This is a genomic window from Delftia deserti (assembly GCF_042653485.1).
Classification (GTDB): Bacteria; Pseudomonadota; Gammaproteobacteria; order Burkholderiales; family Burkholderiaceae_C; genus Comamonas; species Comamonas acidovorans.
In genome coordinates this window covers 6,436,058-6,455,367 of sequence record NZ_JBHSIH010000001.1, presented here as the reverse complement: position 1 = coordinate 6,455,367, position 19,310 = coordinate 6,436,058, and the positions used below count along the sequence as shown (strand labels likewise).

Below are 19,310 nucleotides of genomic sequence, written 5' to 3'. Positions count from 1 at the left end.
GTGCTCCTCGTGGGTACCCAACATGACCAAGCGATCTGCGCGCGTTTTGGCCCCATCTTGTTATAACCCATGGGGCTGAACAATCTACGCATATCGAGACTCACTGTGACTGGTGATCTTTATTTTCAACGATCTCTTTACTTATTAGAAAATCACCGTATGGCCATGCGGTCATGGTGGTCGTTCTAATAAAATTGTTATTTCCGTCAAATCTTGAGTATTTTGATAATTTGAAATAATAAGTTTCCTTTCCCAATGTATTTGAAACACTTATTGATACAGGGAAAGCAGTTGATTTAATGTTAGATTCTTTTATCCTAAGTTCGACATTTTGACGAATTAGGTAGCGATGGCTTTGCCATCCCATTATATCTTTGACGCTCAAATCATAGTCTGGATTTCCCAGCTCATTAAAAATATGAGACAAATCAGATCCCTCTATATCCGATAAATCAATTTTCATTGGTGCCATCAAGAAAGTTAGCAAAGCTATTATTTGAAAACCAAGCGTTGCCGCTATTATGCAAATTACTGCTTTCATCATCTTTTTCAATCTTTGCATCTTCTATATATTGGATTGCCTTTAGGCGATGCCCCATTCCATGCCAACCAGTTGAATTTGATCCGTCTTCCGAGCCCGCGCCAATGGTTGTACTACTCCCGGTCACGACTGCCACATGCCCGGTAGCGTCCCCATATGGATATGCTACTGCGACAATATCACCAGGCTTTGGAGAAGTAACAAGTTCAAATCCGCGAATTGTTTTTTGTGGATTTCCCCAATCTCCAGCAGTTGCTGGTCCTATTGGTACACTCCCGAATCTGTAGCACGAGGGAGATTCGACAGCTGCATTTTATAGCACTTCATGAACAAAGAGATTACATTTCTTTCTGACCCAAAGCCATAACTCGAGGCGTATGAATATTTTTCTTGATTGTTTAATTTGTCCGCTGATTTCAAAATTCTCTCTGCACACGTTTTTACAGGAGCCAAGCCCAAAGTATCCATGAAAATCATGGGATTTATCGCATATATACTTTTGTTAACCGCTCCAGCCAACCCAATAGGATCCTGATTGATAGAACTCCCCACTACCGGATCGTAATATCGATGCCGGTTGTAATACAGCCCCGCCTTCCTGTCATGGTGCTGCCCCGGCAGCCGGATCGCCTGGTGGATGCCCTGCGGGTTGTACTCCTGCAGCACATTGCCCCAGGGGTCCAGCTTGGCTGGCCCTGGCCGGTCCGTCAGGGCTATTGGTGTGCCCGAGTGGTCGCAATGGCAGTGGTGGATAGCGCTGTTATCGGCCCGCTGAAATGTTATAGATCGACGTGCACACCCACCTTAGCATAGATGCAATATCAAAAGTCTCGCTTAACTGCATGAGTGCATTAGCCAAGAAAAATCTACGCTACTTGGCACTAGTCTTTATCTCACGGAATATTAAATCATGGTAATATTTTATTTTCCAAAACACCCATATTTACCCATAGAATTATTTATCACCATTTCTTCCCCAGAAGAAATTATTCCATTATTTTTTATAAAGAAATAAGTAAAAATGCCGTCATCCATTGATTCTTTATATGTCACATCATCTTTTATATAATTCGAATATTTCTTCAAATCCTCAAGAACAAATAATTTTGGCGTATATGGTGGAAATATGCAAACAAAGTCGTAATCTCTATTTATAGAATAACTAAAATCATTTTTTTTTAAGAAGAAATACCAACTCAATATTATCGAAAAAATAATAACTACTGTTAATTTAATTTTCATGGAATTTTCCAATCTTGGCTTGTGGTGAGCGCGCCAGAATCTCTATCTATAAACCATAGACCGCCATCATCAAGACTATCTTGGCAATTATTTTCACAGTCATTTTTTGTTTTTGAAGATAGCGAGCAATTTCTGCCTTTTTGATTGTTGTGCAAATCCATTATTTCCTCCTTTTTTGCTTGACCTGCTTTTGCTCCATACTCCTCATGAGTATCGCCAACAGATTTCGCCTGGTCTACCCCTATCCTTAAACTCATAATGCAAGACCAATAACAATGACGGAATGCATCGCCCTTTCCATTGTGCAACTCATTCCTTGGAAATTTTCTCTGAGCTGTAGACAGGGCATCTTTATTATCAGATTTTTTACTAAGATCATCCCATGGACCGATATTCCATATATGACTCAGCTCTTCCATCAAACCTAGTGGATCCATGCCTTTTTTTGGATTTTTGACATAAATATTCTTATTGGCCCCACCTGCCAACCCAATCGGATCCTGATTGATATAGCTCCCCACCACAGGATCGTAATACCGATGCCGGTTGTAATACAGCCTCGTCTCCCTGTCATGGTGCTGCCCCGGCAGCCGGATTGCCTGATGGATGCCTTGCGGGTTGTATTCCTGCAGCACATTGCCTCAGGGCCCAGCTTTGCGGCCCAGGCCATCTGGCCTGTCTGGTCCGTCAGGGCCATGGGTGTGCCTAGATGGTCACAGTGGTAGCGGTGTATGGCGATGCGCGACTGCTACGCTTTGGCCTGCTCCTGCTGTTGGGCCTGCATGCATACCGAACATGCGTGCGGCGCCCTCGGCCTGTTCGCTCAGCATGGCCTGGGCGCCGGGCGGCAGGCCGTGCTCAAGGGTGTGGCGCAGGTGCCAGGTAGTCTCTTGCTGCATGTCGCACGGCATGGCGCTGAGCATCGTTTTCATGAGGACTAGGGCTGGCGTGTGGCTGGGGTCGTCCTGGAGGAAGTGCATCGACGGTGCAGCACTACATTTTCTTGTATCGGCGTGAGGACGAACTGCAGGTCATGAGCGATGTGAGAAAACTCTACAGAGATATTGCGCTTCTTTTATTTTTTGGCGGGTTTACCGGCAACATTGACATAAATCACCTTTTTGCAGAATCGAACCACTTTCTTGCCTCATTTGAATCTTGAGGAGTACCGCGTCCCAGCCCATACATCAAACCTAGCTGAAATTGTGCATCTCTATTTCCCTGCGCCGCAGCAAGATGAAACCATCTCATTGATTCTTTGTAATCTCTCTTAACCTTTTCGCCTTCTTTATAAATTAATCCCATCATTAACTGAGATTTTTGATTTCCGTTCTCCGCAGATAATTTATACCACTTCAATGCCTCTTTAAAATTTCGAGGGGCACCTTTCCCGTCATCATTCAAAACACCCACGATATACTGAGCATTCGCATCGCCGTTACTCGCGGCCAAAAAAAACCATTTAAAAGCTTCTTTATAGTCTCGATAACTGCCTTCATCATTTAAATAAATTTCACCAAGGCATAGTTGAGAATGGGCATCCCCGTCAGAGGCCGCTCTTTTCAGCTCCACTATTGATATTGCATATTTTTGACATAAGGCTTCTTTCTTCTGCGCAAACGACGGCAAAACAAACAAAAAAGAAAGAAGTGAAGAGACTACTAGTAACAATATTCTTCTTTGAAACGGCATAAATCTCCATGAAATAAATTCATTTCCAATGAAATTGTCTTACTTTAATAAGATACTATCACCAATGGAATTTAATTGGTATCTTAGGATTGAGACAGGTCCAGTCGCTGTGGTTCCAGGCGTATTTTTTATAGCGTCTTTTGCGACTTTCCCGACATCCTTAACGCCTTCCTTCATTAGATTATCAATCTCTTTCTCCATAGCAGACAAATCCTCACACCCCTTTGGAACATCAGGGACAGCAAGTATGCATTTCGATATCTTATCTTGAAGCTCTCTGCGTCGACGCCCTTTATTCCCGATCTCTTTCACTAGATCCGCCGTTTCTTTTGCATCATTTATTTGATCACCCTTTTCCTTTACTTCCCACATTTTCTTTGCATCTTCAAAAATATTTCCAAACCCGAACAAGCCAAATGAATCAATACCCGCATTTGGATTAAATGGATATTTAACCAAATTTACCCCACCCATCAACCCGATCGGATCCTGATTGATATAACTCCTCACCACCGGATCGTAATACCGATGCCGGTTGTAATACAGCCCCATCTCCCTGTCATGGTGCTGCCCCGGCAGCCGGATCGCCTGGTATTACTCTTTTATATCAAAATAATTATCATTACTCAAAGAATGAATGCATTAATCAATAAGATTATATAAACCCCTTGATTTATTAATCAGAATAGTAAAAAATTACCCCAATAGTTGGTTAGCGCTCTCTGCGCTTGCGCCTTCTCCATGTATCCATCTGGAAGCAAATTAGCTGTATTTACCAAAAATATTGCAACAAGCTTGGATTGCTCGTGACTCAATTTATTGAACCCAGAATAATCCTGCCGTCGTCTGCCTGCGTTGTAAGTAGCCTTGGATTCATTCAGCCCCAACTCCAACTTATCCATAAAATAAAGATAATATTCCAATGCAAAATGTTTTAGATCGTAGAAATATAACAAAAATGACGGAAGGTAATAAATAAAACCGTCGTCATTCAACATTAAAAACTGCACATATTCTTCATATAAATAATCAAGATCAACCTCGGTCCATTTTTTTCCTCGAAATAGTCTAATACCCTTCTCATAGTCAATAGCATCGTCCCCGTAGAATGTATTATCAATAAACAATCCGCAATTCGGCAGATCATCAGAAAATTCTTTCTTTAATGCAATGTTGTATCTTTCCCGTAAAGAAGGCTCAAGTTTACTATCACGTAATCTTTCTGAAATTATATTATTCAAATTCATATTTATTCCGCCTGTCCTGTGCATTTCCCTATCCTGCCCCTATAGCGACTGTATTCAATCCTGTGGGATCAATTTTTAATGTTGGAAAAGACTCTGAGTACAAAATTTTATTTACACCACCTGCCAATCCAATCGGATCCTGATTGATATGGCTCCCCAGCACCGGATCGTAATACCGATGCCGGTTGTAATACAGCCCCGTCTCCCTGTCATGGTGCTGCCCCGGCAGCCGGATCGCATGGTGCATGCCTTGCGGGTTGTATTCCTGCAGCACATTGCCCCAGGGGTCCAGCTTCGCGGCCCAGGCCACCTGGCCGGTCTGGTCCGTCAGGGCCATGGGTGCGCCCAGGTGGTCGCAGTGGTAGTGGTGGATGGCGATGCGGGCCTGCTGTTCTTTTTCCTGTTTCTGCAGTTGGGCCTGCATGCCGCTGAGCAGGCGGGCCGTGCCCTCGGCCTGTTCACCCAGGATCGCCTGGGCACTGGGCGGCAGGCCGTGCTCCAGGGTGAGGCGCAGGTGGCAGGCGGCGTCTTGCTGCATGTCCTTCGGCATGGCACTGAGCATGGTTTGCATGAGGGCCAGGGCCGGCGTGTGGTTGGGGTCGTTCTGGTCTGGCAGGCCTGCGGTGATGGCTTGCTCCAGCAGGTGAGGCGCGCTTTGCGGGTCGCCGTTGGCCGTGGTGCTCAGGCGTACCAGGGGCGTGAAGCTGCCCGGTTCGTAGATGGTGTGTTCTATGTGGCGCGTGTCATCGCCGCCCTGCAGGCGTTCGGTGTGGATGAGGCGGTCGCCGTCCCAGCCGTAGTAGTGGGTGCGGGTGGATTCTGTGGAGTCCGCGCTTTCCACTTGCTGCTTGAGCCTGCGGCCCAGGGCGTCATAGGTGTAGCGGCTGTGGTGGCGCAACTGCTCCGCGTTGCCCTGGATCTGGCTGCTGCGCACCGCTATGAGCTGGTGAGCTCCGTCGTAGTGCAGTTGCTGCTGGCTGTGGTCTGCATGCATCTGTGCAATGCGGTTGCCGCAGGGGTCGTCGCGCCAGACGCAGTCTTCAGTGAAGCCGATGCGGTTGTCTTCCCAGCGCTGCACGGGGCCTTGCCGCTGGCCTGCAAGGTGGGCCAGGCCCATGAGGTTGAAGTCGGTGTGCCGCCAGTGGGCGTGGACCTGGGCAGCCCAGTTGTCCTGGGTGTTCGTCTGGCCCGGTGCGCCAGGTGCACCGGGTGCTGGCAGGCGATTGCCTGCGGGGTCGATCTGCCAGCGAGTGGTGGTCTGGGGGTCCTGGCTGTCGGTGGCCGCTCTCAGGCGCCCGGCGCTGTCGTAGCCGTAGCGCAGCAGTTGCGCGGCCTGGCCCGGGGCGCCGGCCTGTTCGATGGCGACGAGCTGGCCCAGGCTGTCGTAGTGGTAGCGGCGGCCGAGGATCTGACCGATGAGGGGCTGGACGAGGTGATCCCTGCCTTCCGTGCTTTGCAGGCCTGTGGTGCCCAGGGCCGCGAGGCGGCCCATGCTGTCCCATTGGCGTTGCACCTGCAGGGGGTGGTGTGCGTCTGCGTCTGCTGCGGGGGTGGGTGGGTGCAGGCTGCGGCGGACTTCGCGGTGCAGGTTGTCGCGTTCGAAGTCGATGAGGTCGGCGCCGTTGAGCTGCAGTCCGTGCACATGGCCTGAGCCGTAGTTGAGCCAAGCAATTTTCCCCAGGCCTTGCAGCTGGCTGTGCTGGCGTGCGCCCAGGGGTCCAGAGTGTGGGCGATGCGGTGTTCGTATTCGATCTGGTCTGCGCCGCCGTCCTTGCCTGGGCGGTGCAGCTGCTGCACTTCTGCCGTGATGCGGCCCAGGGCATCGCGTTCCAGTGCTATGCGGCTTTGCAGTTGGGCGATGAGGCCGTTGTCGTTGTCTGTGGTGCTGTGCTGCCAGACGCTGGCCGCCGTGAGGCGCCCGGCCGCATCCCATTCGTAGCGGTGGGTTTGTCCGGGCGCATGGGGCGTGGCGGGCAGCTGGCGTTCGGCGAGGTGCCCGCCTTCGTCCCAGCGGTAGTGGCTTCTGCTTTGCTGCGCGGCGTTGCCGTCTGTGATATGTTGCCTCTTTATTTACACCAATCTTGCATTATGAGATATAAAACCCACTACATTAAATAATCAAAAATTACATCCATTGCGAATTCTATTGATAATCAATTTCTGTTAGACAGGTGTAGGACTGTGATTTGTATGGGGTTTTCATGGTCATCCTTGCATGTGTAGGTTTACTTGAGAAAATATTATTTCTTCCTTCAATGCTCCTAGAATAAAGAATTATTTTATCTCTGTTTAAAATCATATGAATTTGAATATTTTCCAGACTCCTTGATATTTTCTGTCTGCTTTTTTTATCCGGGCTATTTATATAAATCATTCCACTATTTTTTATTTCCTCCAACAAAGACGATAGCGAATTTTCTTGCTGCCCCTTTGATTCATACTCATTTCCATGACCGACACCAAATGCATATTTTACAGGAAGAAAATTACCATTATTTATTGACCCGGGTTCAACTATCCAAGAATAGTTTATTTCATTTTCTTCATTGCCCCCATCATTAATAATCCATATTTTTTGATCTTTATCCATAATTTGAAAACTGGCCGCAAATTTCTTTGAATCTACACCAACCAAACATTCTGGCTCTCGACTTTCAATATCTTTGGCGTACGATGAAGAAAAATTCAAACAAATAGAAAATAAAAAAAACAAATATTTCATCGTCGTGTGCCTTTTGGTCTAGTCATGATCTTTTGCATAATTTCCAATATATCGTCCGTATCTGCTGCAGGAGCGGTGCCAGGTCTGGTGGGGTTGCTCTTCAGCCGAGATTTATTGCATTTCTCGCCAACTGGCAAAGTCATTGATTTAGGACTAGAAAGAATACTATCGTTGCTTCTTGTGATAGTTTTTCCAGGTTTTTCATCAAAAGGACGACATGTCCTTCCTTCATTATCCGACTCCCACTCCAGGCATTCAGTTGTGTAATCGAATGGACTAAACTTCTTCCATACTTTGTCATTAGGATTTATTTGATCGTATACCTTATCTAATGGATAAGGCCCTTTTTCTGGAATTGGAACAGGGTTAATTGGCTTGTCCTTTCCAAAATTCTTCGGGATTTTTCCAGAGAGACCTGTTGGATCAATACCAAGCAATGGATTTGAGGGATAGGTGAAGAAATTTACCCCACCCATCAATCCAATCGGATCCTGATTGATATAACTCCCCACTACCGGATCGTAATACCGATGCCGGTTGTAATACAGCCCCGTTTCCCTGTCATGGTGCTGCCCCGGCAGCCGGATCGCCTGGTGGATGCCTTGCGTGGTTGTACTCCTGCAGCACATTGCCCGAGGGGTCCAGCTTGGCGGCCCAGGCCACCTGACCGGTCTGGTTCGTCAGAGTGTACGGTCCCAGGAAGTCATGGTGCATTCTTCAGACTGGAACAGGAGAAAGCACTATGGCAATCCGCCTGCATGGCAGCGTCCGCACAACGCCGCGTATCCGGGCAGAGCTCCAGCTAGCGACCGGCTCCCATCGGTCCTTGGCCCAGCTCTACGGCATCAACCCCAAGGCCGTGGCCCAGTGGCGCGCGCGCACCTCGGTTCTCGATGAGCCCATGGGTCCTCGGGACAGAGCAAGCCAGCATCTTTCCCAAGAGCAAGAACACCTGGCGATTGCGTTACGCAAGCGAGGGCATCTGTCGCTGGACGATCTCATGGGACAACTCCTGGAGACAGCACCCAAGCTCAGCCGCAGCGCCTTGCATCGATGCCTGCAGCGTCGCGGAATCAGCCGACAGTCCGCAACGCATCTGCCACGAAGGCACGCGGCAAACAGCACATGTTCGTCGCCATAGACCACGTCACAAAATTCACGCATGTCGAGAAAAGGCATACCAAGCCGTACCACGCCTGGACGAACGACATGGTCGAGCGCATGAACCGGACCATCAAGGAGTCCACGATCAAGGCGTATGGGTAGGAGGGCCTGGAGCAGCTACGGGAGCATGTCCAGACATTCGTTCAAGGCTACAACTTCGGCAAGCACTCGAATGCGCTCAGGTGGAAGACGCCATTCCGAGCGATTTGCGAGGCATGGGAGAAAGATCCAGGCCGCTTTAGACTTCATCAGCACCATCTCACTGCGGGACTGAACATCTTAGTCAGGGTATTGCCCATGCGTACCGTCTGCAGCACGGCGGGGTAGTCAATGCTGGCCGTAGCGCCCCAGGCCTTGTAGCTGGTGGCCCAGACGATATGGCCATCTGCGTTGGTCAGCTCACGGGGTGTGCCCAGGTGGTCCGTGTGCACATGCAAGGTGTGGCTTTGCAGCGCCTTGAGGGGTGATTCCTGCGGCACCACGCCCTTCAGGCGCGATTGCAGTTTGCGCTGCAGCGGCAGGACCTTGGTGCTCCAGACCTTGTCGTCATTGCGCGCTTCGTGCAGGGATTGCTGCACAAAGGGGTTGCCCAGGGCTTTGTCGCGCGCCTCCTGATCTTTGTTCTAGAGGCTTTGCATCTGGGCCAGTGTCACGAAGCTCCAGATTTATAGAGATCTAAAAATATAATTTCTATCACTCAATTGATCTAATTCAAGCCTCCCAAGTCTCTCCTTAAGAGATTTTATATATTCAATTTCCTCATCCCCTTTTTTTCTCACATCCTCTTCTTGATAAGAGTTTAGGCTCACATTTTTTGAGCTTTTAAAAATATGCTCTTGCTCAACAAAATCAACTTCCTGAACTCTGTAGTCAATCACTCCATCTCCAGTGAATCCATCCGCATCAAGGAGCTGAAAAATCAGTTCATCTAGAGAATATGCAAGAAAATTGATCAACATTTCCTCCTTAGAAGCACCCTGTTCATCAACAATTATTTGATTTATATATTTCTTACCATCTTTCAGAAATTTTTTTGTAATCTTCTTCGAGAGTGCGCCCCACAAATCATCGATTAACTTTAATATGTTTTCATCTGAAAATCCTTTACAATCATTTTTCATTCTATCAATGATCAAAAGGGACAACACATACTCGACACCATGCTGAATTATTTTTTCATTCATTTATTTAACTTTTTTCTCGGAAAAACTGGATTAACACCACTGGAATCGATGCATCCTTGCCAATCTTTACAAATTGGCCTACTCACCGCAACTTCTAAAACTCTCTATCCATTTGGTTTTACCCATTGATCGATGATATTACGTTCCGCATGCCCCTCTGGAGCTTTCGTTTTCGCGACATTGACAGGAATAACTCCAGATCCATGAGCAGCTGCAGCCTAATCTCAGGAAAATTGTCCTTTAATTTTTGCGGCAACTGTTCGTATTTTTCCGTCCATCATCTGCACCTTTCTGCAGCAACCGTCGTGCTATTAAAGCCTCTGGGCGATCCATTGGTCTTTAATAACTCTCCATGAATATTATGAGCAGTTTTTCCAAATAACTCATATCAGGATCATATCTACACCTTGGATTTAAAACTAAAACATCAATCCACTCCGTTGGATTTAATGCGTAAATATAGAAATTTGTGGCACCTCTAAGCCCAATCGGATCCTGACTAACAAACCTCCCCACAACCGGATCGTAGTACCTGAACCGGTTGTAGTGCAGCCCCGTCTCAACGTCAAAGTACTGGCCCTGGAATCTCAGGTGCTGCTCAGGTTCGCCGTCCTGGTCCTGCTCCACCCAGTGCTGGGTCAAGGTATTGACCATCCGCACCGTCTGCACCACGGCGAGATGGTCACTGCTGGCCGTGGCGCCACAGGCCTTGTAGCTGGCTGGCGGCCCAGACGCTATGGCCGTCTGCGTTGGTCAGTTCCCGAGAGGGCGCCTAGATGGTCGGCGTGTACATCTTTGCAGCGCCTTGGGGCTGATATTCCTGCGGCACAACGCCACCCTTTAGGTGCGATTGCAGTTTGTGCTCAAAGTCTATTATCCAGTCCAAAGCGCGTCCTAGAGAAATTCAAGAAACCATTTGCATACTCAAGATCGACCTTAGCCAAACTTATAATCATAAGATCCAGCAAATCCGTAGCCACATATTCTGGATAATTACTATAAGCCAGCATCTCCTGCTCGGTAGTTAGCGCTGTTATCAACAATCTAATAATTGATTTTATATTCTGCGGACTACCAACATTTTCCCGCCACAGCTCTTCTTTTAATTTTTTGTTTTTTTCATCAGAAAGCAATCTCTTCGAATTCTGTTCAGCATATTGCAAATATTTTTTAAAATCAAAATTGGTTAAAATGCTTATTTTTTCGTTAAACTTCGGCTTCTCATATAAATCATTCAAATATTTAACATATAGATCTATAATACAATAAAATCCAACATTTTCCCAATCGAGAATTTTATATATTTCTGCAATCATATCTTTTACATTAAGGTTTTCCATTTAATAACCTCGTAAAGCAACCCACACCCTGCTCATCAAGCAAATATTGACAACTAGAGCAAGGGTTCATTAACTTTCCTTTCTTGTCATTTCTATGCGCTGAAATCTGCGACCCTTTGTTCATATTCTTTAGCTCCTCATCAGTTTTTACACCCGCTAAATTTGCAGCCTTACTCATTCCATTTGGCTCCGCACAATCTCCATGGAATGGTGAGCGGAATTTTTCGGGCACCCTGTCCATTGCCCGCTGCACCGCTTAGTTGGTAATTCCTTCCCCTCCTTCCCCCGTACTCAATCCAGAAACCGTCCCCCCAGGAATATTGGGACCAGTTTTTATTGATCGAGCACCAGTCAAGCCATATGGATCGCTCCAGTTAATCGGATTAGGTGCATAAAAATAGTGATTCACGCCCCCAACCAACCCAATCGGATCCTGACTAACAAACCTCCCCACATCCGGATCGTAGTACCTGAACCGGTTGTAATGCAGCCCCGTCTCAACGTCAAAGTATTGCCCCTGGAATCTCAGGTGCTGCTCAGGTCGGCTGTCCTGGTCCTGCTCCACCCAGTGCTGGGTCAAGGTATTGCCCATGCGTACCGTCTGCAGCACAGCGGGATGGTCAATGCTGGCCGTAGCGCCCCAGGCCTTGTAGCTGGCGGCCCAGACGATATGGCCTTCCGCGTTGGTCAATTCCCTCGGAGTGCCCAGGTGGTCCGTATGTACATGCAAGGTCTGGTTTTGCAGCGCCTTGGGGGGGCTTCCTGAGGCACCACGCCCTTCAGGCGCGATTGCAGTTTGCGCTGCAGCGGCAGGACCTTGGTGTTCCAGACCTTGTCGTCATTGCGCGCTTCGTGCAAGGCCTGCTGCACGAAGGGGTTGCCCAGGGCTTTGTCGCGCGCCTGCTGGTCTTTGCTCCAGAGGCTTTGCACCTGGGCCAGCGGCACGAATCTCCAGATTTATAGAGACCTGAAAATATAATCTCTATCACTCAATTGATCTAATTTAAGCCTCTCCTTGAGAGACTTGATATATCCAACTTCCCCCCCTTTTTTCTCACATTCACCAGCTTCGCCTTATATCGACAATTATTTACCTCATTCAAGGAATGTATATTTTTAGAAAGCTAAGATTCATCCCATCTGCCGCAAAAAGCAAATCGATACTGAGCGATGAGCCCATACCATATCTTATAAATACATCAATAATATAAATTTTTCTTCAATTATTTTTCCGAAAATCGGGAGCAGCGAATTCACAGATTTAGGCGAGCAACATCAACCATCTGAAACCTTAGAATATCGGCAGAAATAATATAAATTGATCGACATATGAAATATCACTAAATTACCTCCCTAACAGTATCCGTATCGTCCATCATCCCATTGATATACAATAGAAACCTTCTGAAAGAATTAAATCTATAGAATTCGGCACCAAAATAATGCCACACCCTGGGCTCCAATCTACCCTCATCCCACACCAAATAGATCTCTTCGGGCTCATATGGGTTGATAGCAAAAATAGCCAAATTTCTCATTGGATAATCTTCCAAAGGATCTCCATCGTAGGAATTTTCTTTCCTCAGATTTACCCATTCATTTATTTTTTCATCATTTTCCCAATTATTTATTTCATCAATAGAAAGCCATTTCTGCGATAGATATGCATTCTCCCATGTCGAACAAAATTCAAATCTCTTTTTCAACATAGGACTTATCGGCCTAGAGAAACCTGGCTCAAAAGTCATTATACCTCCTGAGTAAGGAATGGATTTTTCAATCCTATGCGGACCAAGTTTTGGAATTTCAGCATCTCTTATATTTTTATATTTTCCCAAAAGATCTAGAACGTTCATATCCTCTCCTTAGCAGTTTGCTAAATCCGCAACAAGCTTCACACTGTCATAGGAATATCCAACAGGCAAATGTCGAACAATTCCGCCTACATATCCATTGGTCGCAGGGAACTGCGCCATCCAATCCAAAGGAACTGCCGGCCCACCAGCTGCAGCATCTGGAACATGTCCCGCGACCTTACCTGCCGGACATTGACACCGTATTTTCGTTTCCACTCATCAGAATCTTTCTGCTCCTGAGAAGAAAGAACTCTTCGAGTCATACTGCCTCCATTGTTTTTTATTTGTTTATTCCATCGATCAACAAAGTTTTTTTGCTCTTTGGATTCAGGAGATTTTGCCGCGAATTTATCTTTAATGCATAAAGTCTTGCCATTTCGTTGATGCGCAATCGGTGCCATCCCCCAGGGATCAACAAATGCAATAGGATTAGCTGCATAGAAGTAAAAATTTATACCGCCAACTAAGCGAACGACATTCTGGCTAACAAACCTCCCCACATCCGGATCGTAGTACCTGAACCGGTTGTAATGTAGCCCCGTCTCAACGTCAAAGTATTGGCCCTGGAATCTCAGGTGCTGCTCAGGCCGGCTGTCCTGGTTCTGCTCAACCCAGTGCTGGGTCAAGGTATTGCCCATGCGCACCGTCTGCAGCACGACGGGGTAGTCAATGCTGGCCGTGGCGCCCCAGGCCTTGTAGCTGGCGGCCCAGACGATATGGCCTTCCGCGTTGGTCAATTCCCTCGGAGTGCCCAGATGGTCCGTATGCACATGCAAGGTACGGCTTTGCAGCGCCTTTGGGGGGTGCTTCCTGCGGCACCACGCCCTTCAGGCGCGATTGCAGTTCGCGCTGCAGCGAATTGAGGTTTTTAGAGATCCCCTGTAATTTTTCAGAGATTATATTTTGGCAAAATCCAAAACTTACTTAATTTCCACTTCTCACTTCTATTCAGAATATCCTATATAAGGATATCCAATTTCCTCAAGATCCTCCTGCAGCTTATCCAAATCGATATCAAAAATTATAGTTTTCACAAAATTCATATCTATCGGTTTAAATTCAAAAACACTTCTCACAAGCTCAATATTTATTATCTTTTCAAAATATTTCTCCGCCCAATTTTTATAAACCTCTGGTCCACCACATATCCATCGGAACAGAGAATCCGCCCCACCACCCAAGTAATCATCATCGTTTGAATCACCTATTTTTTTCCATTTTCTATCGACCACATCAAACCAGATAATGAACGTCGCCTCTTCTATATAAAATGCCGGCTCATTGATAAAATCAACATATATTTTCGGAATCAATTTATGGTCCATGTTAGCAAGACGATTGGTTCCAGTCTCATAACTTTCACGACAACTACCTTTTATCGCAGCACCAAAATTTATGAACAATATAAAGTAATCATAACCCTCTCCATCTCTCATGGATCCCATTTCAGAAATATCTGACCATTTAGAATTGTGACTAAAATATCTCAACTCACATTCTTGACAAAATATGGCATCCAAGACGGCAAGTGCCTTTGTTTTTTTATTAATGACTTCTGGAACTGGAATTTCTATCAATTTAATCATAATAATTAATGTATTAGATCAGAAAACAATCTTCCCAATCGATTTAATATTTTGAAACTAGGCTTCAATCTATTCGAAAAGCTTGCTGATATTTTATCTAAACCCAAGGGGTCGATCCAATCTATTGGATTAGGGGCATATTGATACAAATTTACCCCTCCCCAAACAACCCAATCGGATCCTGACTAACAAACCTCCCCACATCCGGATCGTAGTACCTGAACCGGTTGTAATGCAGCCCCGTCTCAACGTCAAAGTATTGCCCTGGAATCTCAGGTGCTGCCCAGGTCCGCCGTCCTGGTCCTGTTCCACCCAGTGCTGGGTCAAGGTATTGACCATTCGTACCGTCTGCAGCACGGCGAGATGGTCAATGCTGGCCGTAACGCCCCAGGCCTTGTAGCTGGCGGCCCAGACGATATGGCCATCTGCGTTGGGAGTCCATCAGCATGTCCAAGTGGCTCGTATATACATCGAAGATCAACTCTGCCACGTTCTGCAGGAATTACGTCTCCTGTTCAACACGATTGGAGATATCTGCATATCCACACTGGAAACAAAAACATAAATAAGAATTTTCTTTTCAATAACAGTTTCTGAATCTTTATCTTACAACCATTTTTTTATTACACTTACCACAAAACAATAGCTATCAATTATTTGATAATAGAATTATATTGCACACCATCAAATAAAAATTCCATGAACTGATTCTGATTCTAAAATATTCAATATCGCACTGTAATTTCTTACGCTCTCCACAAGGCAGTTCGTTAGTAAGTTTTCGATATTATTGCTCTATGAAACATATTGAACAATTTTTATTTAATCAAAACTCGTCCATCAATAAATTCAATATCAATCCTTGATATCAAATATTATTGGCAATAAAATCCCAAAACTCTTCTTCGGACAATTCAAATTCAGGACCTGCATCCATTCCTTTCAGAAAGTCAATCACAAAATTAAGCTTTGAATCATCTATACGATAATCCAAGCTAAATTCAAAGACATATCTAGAAATCTTTTCAGCGGAATACCCTTCATTTTCAATTAATAGATTTAACCCTTTTAAAAATCGATGCTTCGTATCAGACATATCCATCTCCTTTACTAACAACTTCAGCACGTGGCTCTTCCCGCTGCAGTCGCTTTACCTGAATCTATATCTGCCTTAGTTGGAGGATAATGAGGTAGTTCAAGAATTTCTCCGTTATTCATTTTAGGATGAACACGATTTACCTTACCCATATGATCATAGGTTTCCTCCCATACGCGTACTTGCCCTGTATTTGGATTCCACTCCGTTACATGTGAGCGCCCTCTAGTTGGTCCAAGTTTGGCTGCAAGCGCCTCTTTCTCATAATACCGAACCCTTCCGTCCGGCAAATTTCTAACTCTTACGGCTTTATCCTGCGCACCTTCTACTGCTCTTAATTTTCTAGCTAGTTTTTGCGCAGGACTATCGCACCTTAATCCTAATGGGGCTATCCATTCAATAGGATTCGGTGCGAATTGGTATAGATTCACACCACCAAACAACCCAATCGGATCCTGGCTAACAAACCTCCCCACATCCGGATCGTAGTACCTGAACCGGTTGTAATGCAGCCCCGTCTCAACGTCAAAGTATTGCCCCTGGAATCTCAGGTGCTGCTCAGGTCGGCTGTCCTGGTCCTGTTCCACCCAGTGCTGGGTCAAGGTATTGCCCATGCGTACCGTCTGCAGCACGGTGGGGTAGTCAATGCTGGCCGTAGCGCCCCAGGCCTTGTAGCTGGCGGCCCAGACGATATGGCCATATGCGTCGTTGTTCAGTTCCCGGGGGGGCGCCCAGGTGGTCCGTATGCACGTGCAAGGCCTGGCTTTGCAGCGCCTTGGGGGTGCTTCCTGCGGCACCACGCCCTTCAGGCGCGATTGCAGTTTGCGCTGCAGCGGCAGGACCTTGGTGTTCCAGACCTTGTCGTCATTGCTCGCTTCGTGCAGGGCCTACTACACAAAGGGGGTTGTACAAGGATTTGCCGCATGCATCCTGGTGTTTTCCCAGAGGCTTTGCGGTATACCGCAAAGCCATCAATTTCACGGAATTAAATCCTTCAGAATACTTAATTTTTAAGCATCGATCTGGCAACTCTAAGCAAGGATTTATTTACCACCATCAAAAGACTTTAGGCAAATAAGTATCTCAGTATTATCTTAAACCCCTAGAGAAGATGATAAATTTAAAAACTCGTCAATTAACAATTAATCCTATATTTGTATTTTTATATTTTCTCTTCAATTCAAATAATAGTTCATTCGATGCCATATTTTTAGCCAAAATAATATCCTCCGCCTGTCTATCCAACTCCTGTTTCACAAGAAAATGTTTTTCTACCTCCTCATCAATATGATGATCTCCAGTATCCATATCCTCCAAAACCTGAATATACATATCCAATGTATCTCTCCCAAAATCCAATATATGATTTCTAGAGTTTATATCTTTATCATTTTTAAATTTGAACCAAAAAGACAAAGCCAAACAAGCATCCAAAGCAGATGACACCAATATATCTTGATAATCCTCCGTATCTGGTGCAACAGACTCCGCCTGACTCTCCAAATCATCAATCACAAATCTATCGTATTTGTCACCCTCCTCTATAATCCATGCTTGATTGAGGATTTGTCGCAATGGCTTTGGCAGATTATATTTTTCGCAAAATATAGAATATCCAGGAAACATTCTCTCACAAAATGCAAGAGTTAACGATGTTTGAAATCTTTTTGGAAAGGAATTTAGCGCTTCTTTAAATTGATAAAAATCAAGCATAATTTATCTATTCTTCCTTGGACTCAAGGGCGGAACACCTCTCTTGCCCATTTCATCTTGACAATTGCAGCATATTGGTCGACTTGCAGCTATCCCAATAGGATTTAGACCCAGAGATACAGCGGTATTAAGCCCAGTGATTTCTGCGTGCCCAGGCCCCTTGGCCTCTATTTCGTTGGGTTTTAAGCTAGCGCGCTGAGCAGGACGCAATCTTGCTTCACTGCTACTAACAATGGTAACTCCTTCCTTTGTTGGAGTAACTGCAATTGTGGTTCGACTTTGTGCCGGTTCAAGTACTTTTTGATGAATCTCTATTGCTCTTTTCTCGGCATCTGCTTTTTTCTCTGCAATCGCATTTACACAATCCTAATGGATCAATCCACCCAGTAGGATTAGGCGTATATTGATAAACATTATATCTACCAGCTAACCCAATCGGAACCTGACTAACAAACCTCCCCACATCCGGATCGTAGTACCTGAACCGGTTGTAATGCAGCCCCGTCTCAACGTCAAAGTATTGCCCCTGGAATCTCAGGTGCTGCTCAGGTCGGCTGTGCTGGTCCTGCTCAACCCAGTGCTGGGTCAAGGTATTGCCCATGCGCACCGTCTACAGCACGGCGGGGTAGTCAATGCTGGCCGTGGCGCCCCAGGCCTTGTAGCTGGCGGCCCAGACGATATGGCCATCGGCGTTTGTCAGTTCCCGGGGTGTGCCCAGGTGGTCCGTATGTACATGCAAGGTCTGGTTTTGCAGCGCCTTGGGGGGTGCTTCCTGAGGCACCACGCCCTTCAGGCGCGATTGCAGTTTGCGCTGCAGCGGCAGGACCTTGGTGCTCCAGACCTTGTCGTCATTGCGCGCTTCGTGCAAGGCCTGCTGCACGAAGGGGCTGCCCAGGGCTTTGTCGCGCGCCTGCTGGTCTTTGCTCCAGAGGCTTTGCACCTGGGCCAGCGGCACAAAGCTGTCGGGCTCATAAAGGTAGAGCCTGTGGCTTGTCGTGTCCCTGCCGCCCTTGTGCTGCAGGGCGTGTTCGGCCAGCAGGCGGTTGCCGTCCCACAGGAAGTGGGTGACAGGGGAGGCAGTGCCTGCGCCGGGGCGGAATATTTCTGTTCAGACGTTTCCTGCCATTTGGCTAGGCACCGGCCGAAGGGATCAAAGGCATAGTGCCAGGACGCCTTTTGTGGCTTACACACATCTCCACAATCAAAAAAATATCTCTACAAGATTTTTGTAGAAGCCGGCGGGAAGAAAATCGCTCCACAAATAGTATATTTTATTATACTCTTGATATTTCCATGAAAAATTCTTCTAGATTATCATATCTATAGTAATCCGACTGAGCGCAATGCCAGATCGCATGTTCTTTCCTTCACTCGCTCCAGTCAATATATATCTCTTCTGGCTCATAAGGATTGAATAACAAAATAGAACAGAAAGAATCCCCTACACTTCCCGGAGGCACATGATCCCAATTTTCTTTTCTCAGACTTATCCATTCCACCAACTTCGCATTGTATGGAAAATTATTTATCTAATCCAAAGAGAGCATATTTTGAGAAAGATAAAAATCATCCCATCTGTCGCAAAAAATAAATCGATCTCTCAGCATTGGACTTAGATCATGTTTGGTAACTCCATCAATAGCATATATTTCATTTTCGTTAATAACTTTAGCTGCGTATGGGAGGCCAATCATTTCTCCTATATTTTTCATTTCCCTCTGGTGATTCAACATCAGAGAATGAATACTGGTCATTTAGTAATCCCATAAACGGGTGACATGTCAGGTTTTTTCTAGCCAACTATTTTTGTAAGACGGCTCGGTTGGCCTGAGTTTTCTTTTAGCTATGTAGGCCCGCACTTTTATCAATTTCTTCTTGCCATTGATTCCCATATTCTTTAAGCTCATTAAATTCTGAGATTCATTAA

Annotated in this window: 17 protein-coding genes and 10 pseudogenes; 1 reads left to right on the top strand and 26 read right to left on the bottom strand. The window is 46.1% G+C overall.

From position 1 onward, the window contains the following. Positions 1-100 precede the first annotated feature (100 nt). From ACFPFG_RS30400 to ACFPFG_RS33570, 10 genes and pseudogenes are all read right to left on the bottom strand, one after another. Complete coding sequence (locus ACFPFG_RS30400) at positions 101-544, bottom strand: hypothetical protein (RefSeq protein ID WP_374617542.1); 444 nt, start codon at positions 542-544, stop codon at positions 101-103. 5 nt (positions 545-549) lie between these two features. Next, a pseudogene (locus ACFPFG_RS30395) lies at positions 550-1,297 on the bottom strand (RHS repeat-associated core domain-containing protein); the annotation flags it as partial. A gap of 165 nt (positions 1,298-1,462) precedes the next feature. Beyond that, positions 1,463-1,783, bottom strand: coding sequence for a hypothetical protein (locus ACFPFG_RS30390; protein WP_380109608.1), 321 nt, complete (start codon positions 1,781-1,783; stop codon positions 1,463-1,465). Next, positions 1,780-2,751 (bottom strand): annotated as a pseudogene (locus tag ACFPFG_RS30385) (DUF6973 domain-containing protein); the annotation flags it as partial. The pseudogene ACFPFG_RS30385 and the gene ACFPFG_RS30390, both read right to left, overlap by 4 nt. 145 nt (positions 2,752-2,896) lie before the next feature. After that, positions 2,897-3,475: a tetratricopeptide repeat protein gene (locus ACFPFG_RS30380; protein ID WP_197955916.1), complete on the bottom strand. Its 579-nt coding sequence runs from the start codon at positions 3,473-3,475 to the stop codon at positions 2,897-2,899. A 39-nt stretch (positions 3,476-3,514) separates the two neighbouring features. Beyond that, on the bottom strand, positions 3,515-4,054 hold the full coding sequence (locus ACFPFG_RS30375) for an RHS repeat-associated core domain-containing protein (protein WP_380110364.1): 540 nt from the start codon (positions 4,052-4,054) through the stop codon (positions 3,515-3,517). A gap of 101 nt (positions 4,055-4,155) precedes the next feature. Further along, positions 4,156-4,746, bottom strand: coding sequence for a DUF6714 family protein (locus ACFPFG_RS30370; RefSeq protein ID WP_197955914.1), 591 nt, complete (start codon positions 4,744-4,746; stop codon positions 4,156-4,158). Positions 4,747-4,768: 22 nt separating this feature from the next. Next, a pseudogene (locus ACFPFG_RS30365) lies at positions 4,769-6,774 on the bottom strand (RHS repeat-associated core domain-containing protein); the annotation flags it as partial. Between the two features lie 91 nt (positions 6,775-6,865). After that, on the bottom strand, positions 6,866-7,444 hold the full coding sequence (locus tag ACFPFG_RS30360; protein ID WP_380109606.1) for a hypothetical protein: 579 nt from the start codon (positions 7,442-7,444) through the stop codon (positions 6,866-6,868). Positions 7,445-7,851: 407 nt separating this feature from the next. Further along, positions 7,852-8,155: pseudogene (locus ACFPFG_RS33570) on the bottom strand (RHS repeat-associated core domain-containing protein); the annotation flags it as partial. 31 nt (positions 8,156-8,186) lie between these two features. Between ACFPFG_RS33570 and ACFPFG_RS30350 the strand changes: the two are divergent. Further along, positions 8,187-8,935 (top strand): annotated as a pseudogene (locus ACFPFG_RS30350) (integrase core domain-containing protein). Here ACFPFG_RS30350 and ACFPFG_RS30345 read toward each other — a convergent pair. The 16 genes and pseudogenes from ACFPFG_RS30345 to ACFPFG_RS30270 all read right to left on the bottom strand — a co-directional run bounded on the left by ACFPFG_RS30345 (position 8,857) and on the right by ACFPFG_RS30270 (position 19,137). Beyond that, positions 8,857-9,186 carry an RHS domain-containing protein gene (locus ACFPFG_RS30345; protein ID WP_380109601.1) on the bottom strand — a complete coding sequence of 110 codons (330 nt, stop codon included), beginning with the start codon at positions 9,184-9,186 and terminating at the stop codon, positions 8,857-8,859. The pseudogene ACFPFG_RS30350 and the gene ACFPFG_RS30345 overlap by 79 nt on opposite strands. Positions 9,187-9,273: 87 nt before the next feature. Further along, positions 9,274-9,792: a hypothetical protein gene (locus ACFPFG_RS30340; protein WP_380109599.1), complete on the bottom strand. Its 519-nt coding sequence runs from the start codon at positions 9,790-9,792 to the stop codon at positions 9,274-9,276. Positions 9,793-10,206: 414 nt separating this feature from the next. Then, a pseudogene (locus ACFPFG_RS30335) lies at positions 10,207-10,383 on the bottom strand (RHS repeat-associated core domain-containing protein); the annotation flags it as partial. 272 nt (positions 10,384-10,655) lie between these two features. Beyond that, positions 10,656-11,132, bottom strand: coding sequence for a hypothetical protein (locus ACFPFG_RS30330; RefSeq protein WP_183021790.1), 477 nt, complete (start codon positions 11,130-11,132; stop codon positions 10,656-10,658). A gap of 352 nt (positions 11,133-11,484) precedes the next feature. Next, a pseudogene (locus ACFPFG_RS33565) lies at positions 11,485-11,859 on the bottom strand (RHS repeat-associated core domain-containing protein); the annotation flags it as partial. Next, on the bottom strand, positions 11,820-12,077 hold the full coding sequence (locus ACFPFG_RS30320; RefSeq protein WP_380109597.1) for a hypothetical protein: 258 nt from the start codon (positions 12,075-12,077) through the stop codon (positions 11,820-11,822). The pseudogene ACFPFG_RS33565 and the gene ACFPFG_RS30320, both read right to left, overlap by 40 nt. Positions 12,078-12,472: 395 nt before the next feature. Continuing rightward, the gene (locus tag ACFPFG_RS30315; protein ID WP_380109595.1) at positions 12,473-12,988 is read right to left on the bottom strand and encodes a hypothetical protein; all 516 of its coding nucleotides are present in this window, start codon (positions 12,986-12,988) and stop codon (positions 12,473-12,475) included. 86 nt (positions 12,989-13,074) lie between these two features. Beyond that, entirely contained in the window at positions 13,075-13,758 is a 684-nt protein-coding gene (locus ACFPFG_RS30310) for an RHS repeat domain-containing protein (protein ID WP_380110361.1), read from the bottom strand. A 174-nt stretch (positions 13,759-13,932) separates the two neighbouring features. Further along, complete coding sequence (locus ACFPFG_RS30305) at positions 13,933-14,574, bottom strand: hypothetical protein (protein ID WP_380109593.1); 642 nt, start codon at positions 14,572-14,574, stop codon at positions 13,933-13,935. 98 nt (positions 14,575-14,672) lie between these two features. Continuing rightward, positions 14,673-14,856 (bottom strand): annotated as a pseudogene (locus ACFPFG_RS30300) (RHS repeat-associated core domain-containing protein); the annotation flags it as partial. A gap of 586 nt (positions 14,857-15,442) precedes the next feature. Then, complete coding sequence (locus ACFPFG_RS30295) at positions 15,443-15,670, bottom strand: hypothetical protein (protein ID WP_183021795.1); 228 nt, start codon at positions 15,668-15,670, stop codon at positions 15,443-15,445. A gap of 374 nt (positions 15,671-16,044) precedes the next feature. Beyond that, positions 16,045-16,224: pseudogene (locus ACFPFG_RS30290) on the bottom strand (RHS repeat-associated core domain-containing protein); the annotation flags it as partial. A gap of 577 nt (positions 16,225-16,801) precedes the next feature. Continuing rightward, the gene (locus tag ACFPFG_RS30285) at positions 16,802-17,383 is read right to left on the bottom strand and encodes a DUF416 family protein (RefSeq protein WP_183021797.1); all 582 of its coding nucleotides are present in this window, start codon (positions 17,381-17,383) and stop codon (positions 16,802-16,804) included. A gap of 361 nt (positions 17,384-17,744) precedes the next feature. Next, positions 17,745-17,990 (bottom strand): annotated as a pseudogene (locus ACFPFG_RS30280) (RHS repeat-associated core domain-containing protein); the annotation flags it as partial. Between the two features lie 3 nt (positions 17,991-17,993). Continuing rightward, on the bottom strand, positions 17,994-18,338 hold the full coding sequence (locus ACFPFG_RS30275; protein WP_232245759.1) for an RHS domain-containing protein: 345 nt from the start codon (positions 18,336-18,338) through the stop codon (positions 17,994-17,996). Between the two features lie 574 nt (positions 18,339-18,912). Beyond that, complete coding sequence (locus tag ACFPFG_RS30270; RefSeq protein WP_183021798.1) at positions 18,913-19,137, bottom strand: hypothetical protein; 225 nt, start codon at positions 19,135-19,137, stop codon at positions 18,913-18,915. Positions 19,138-19,310: the final 173 nt, after the last annotated feature.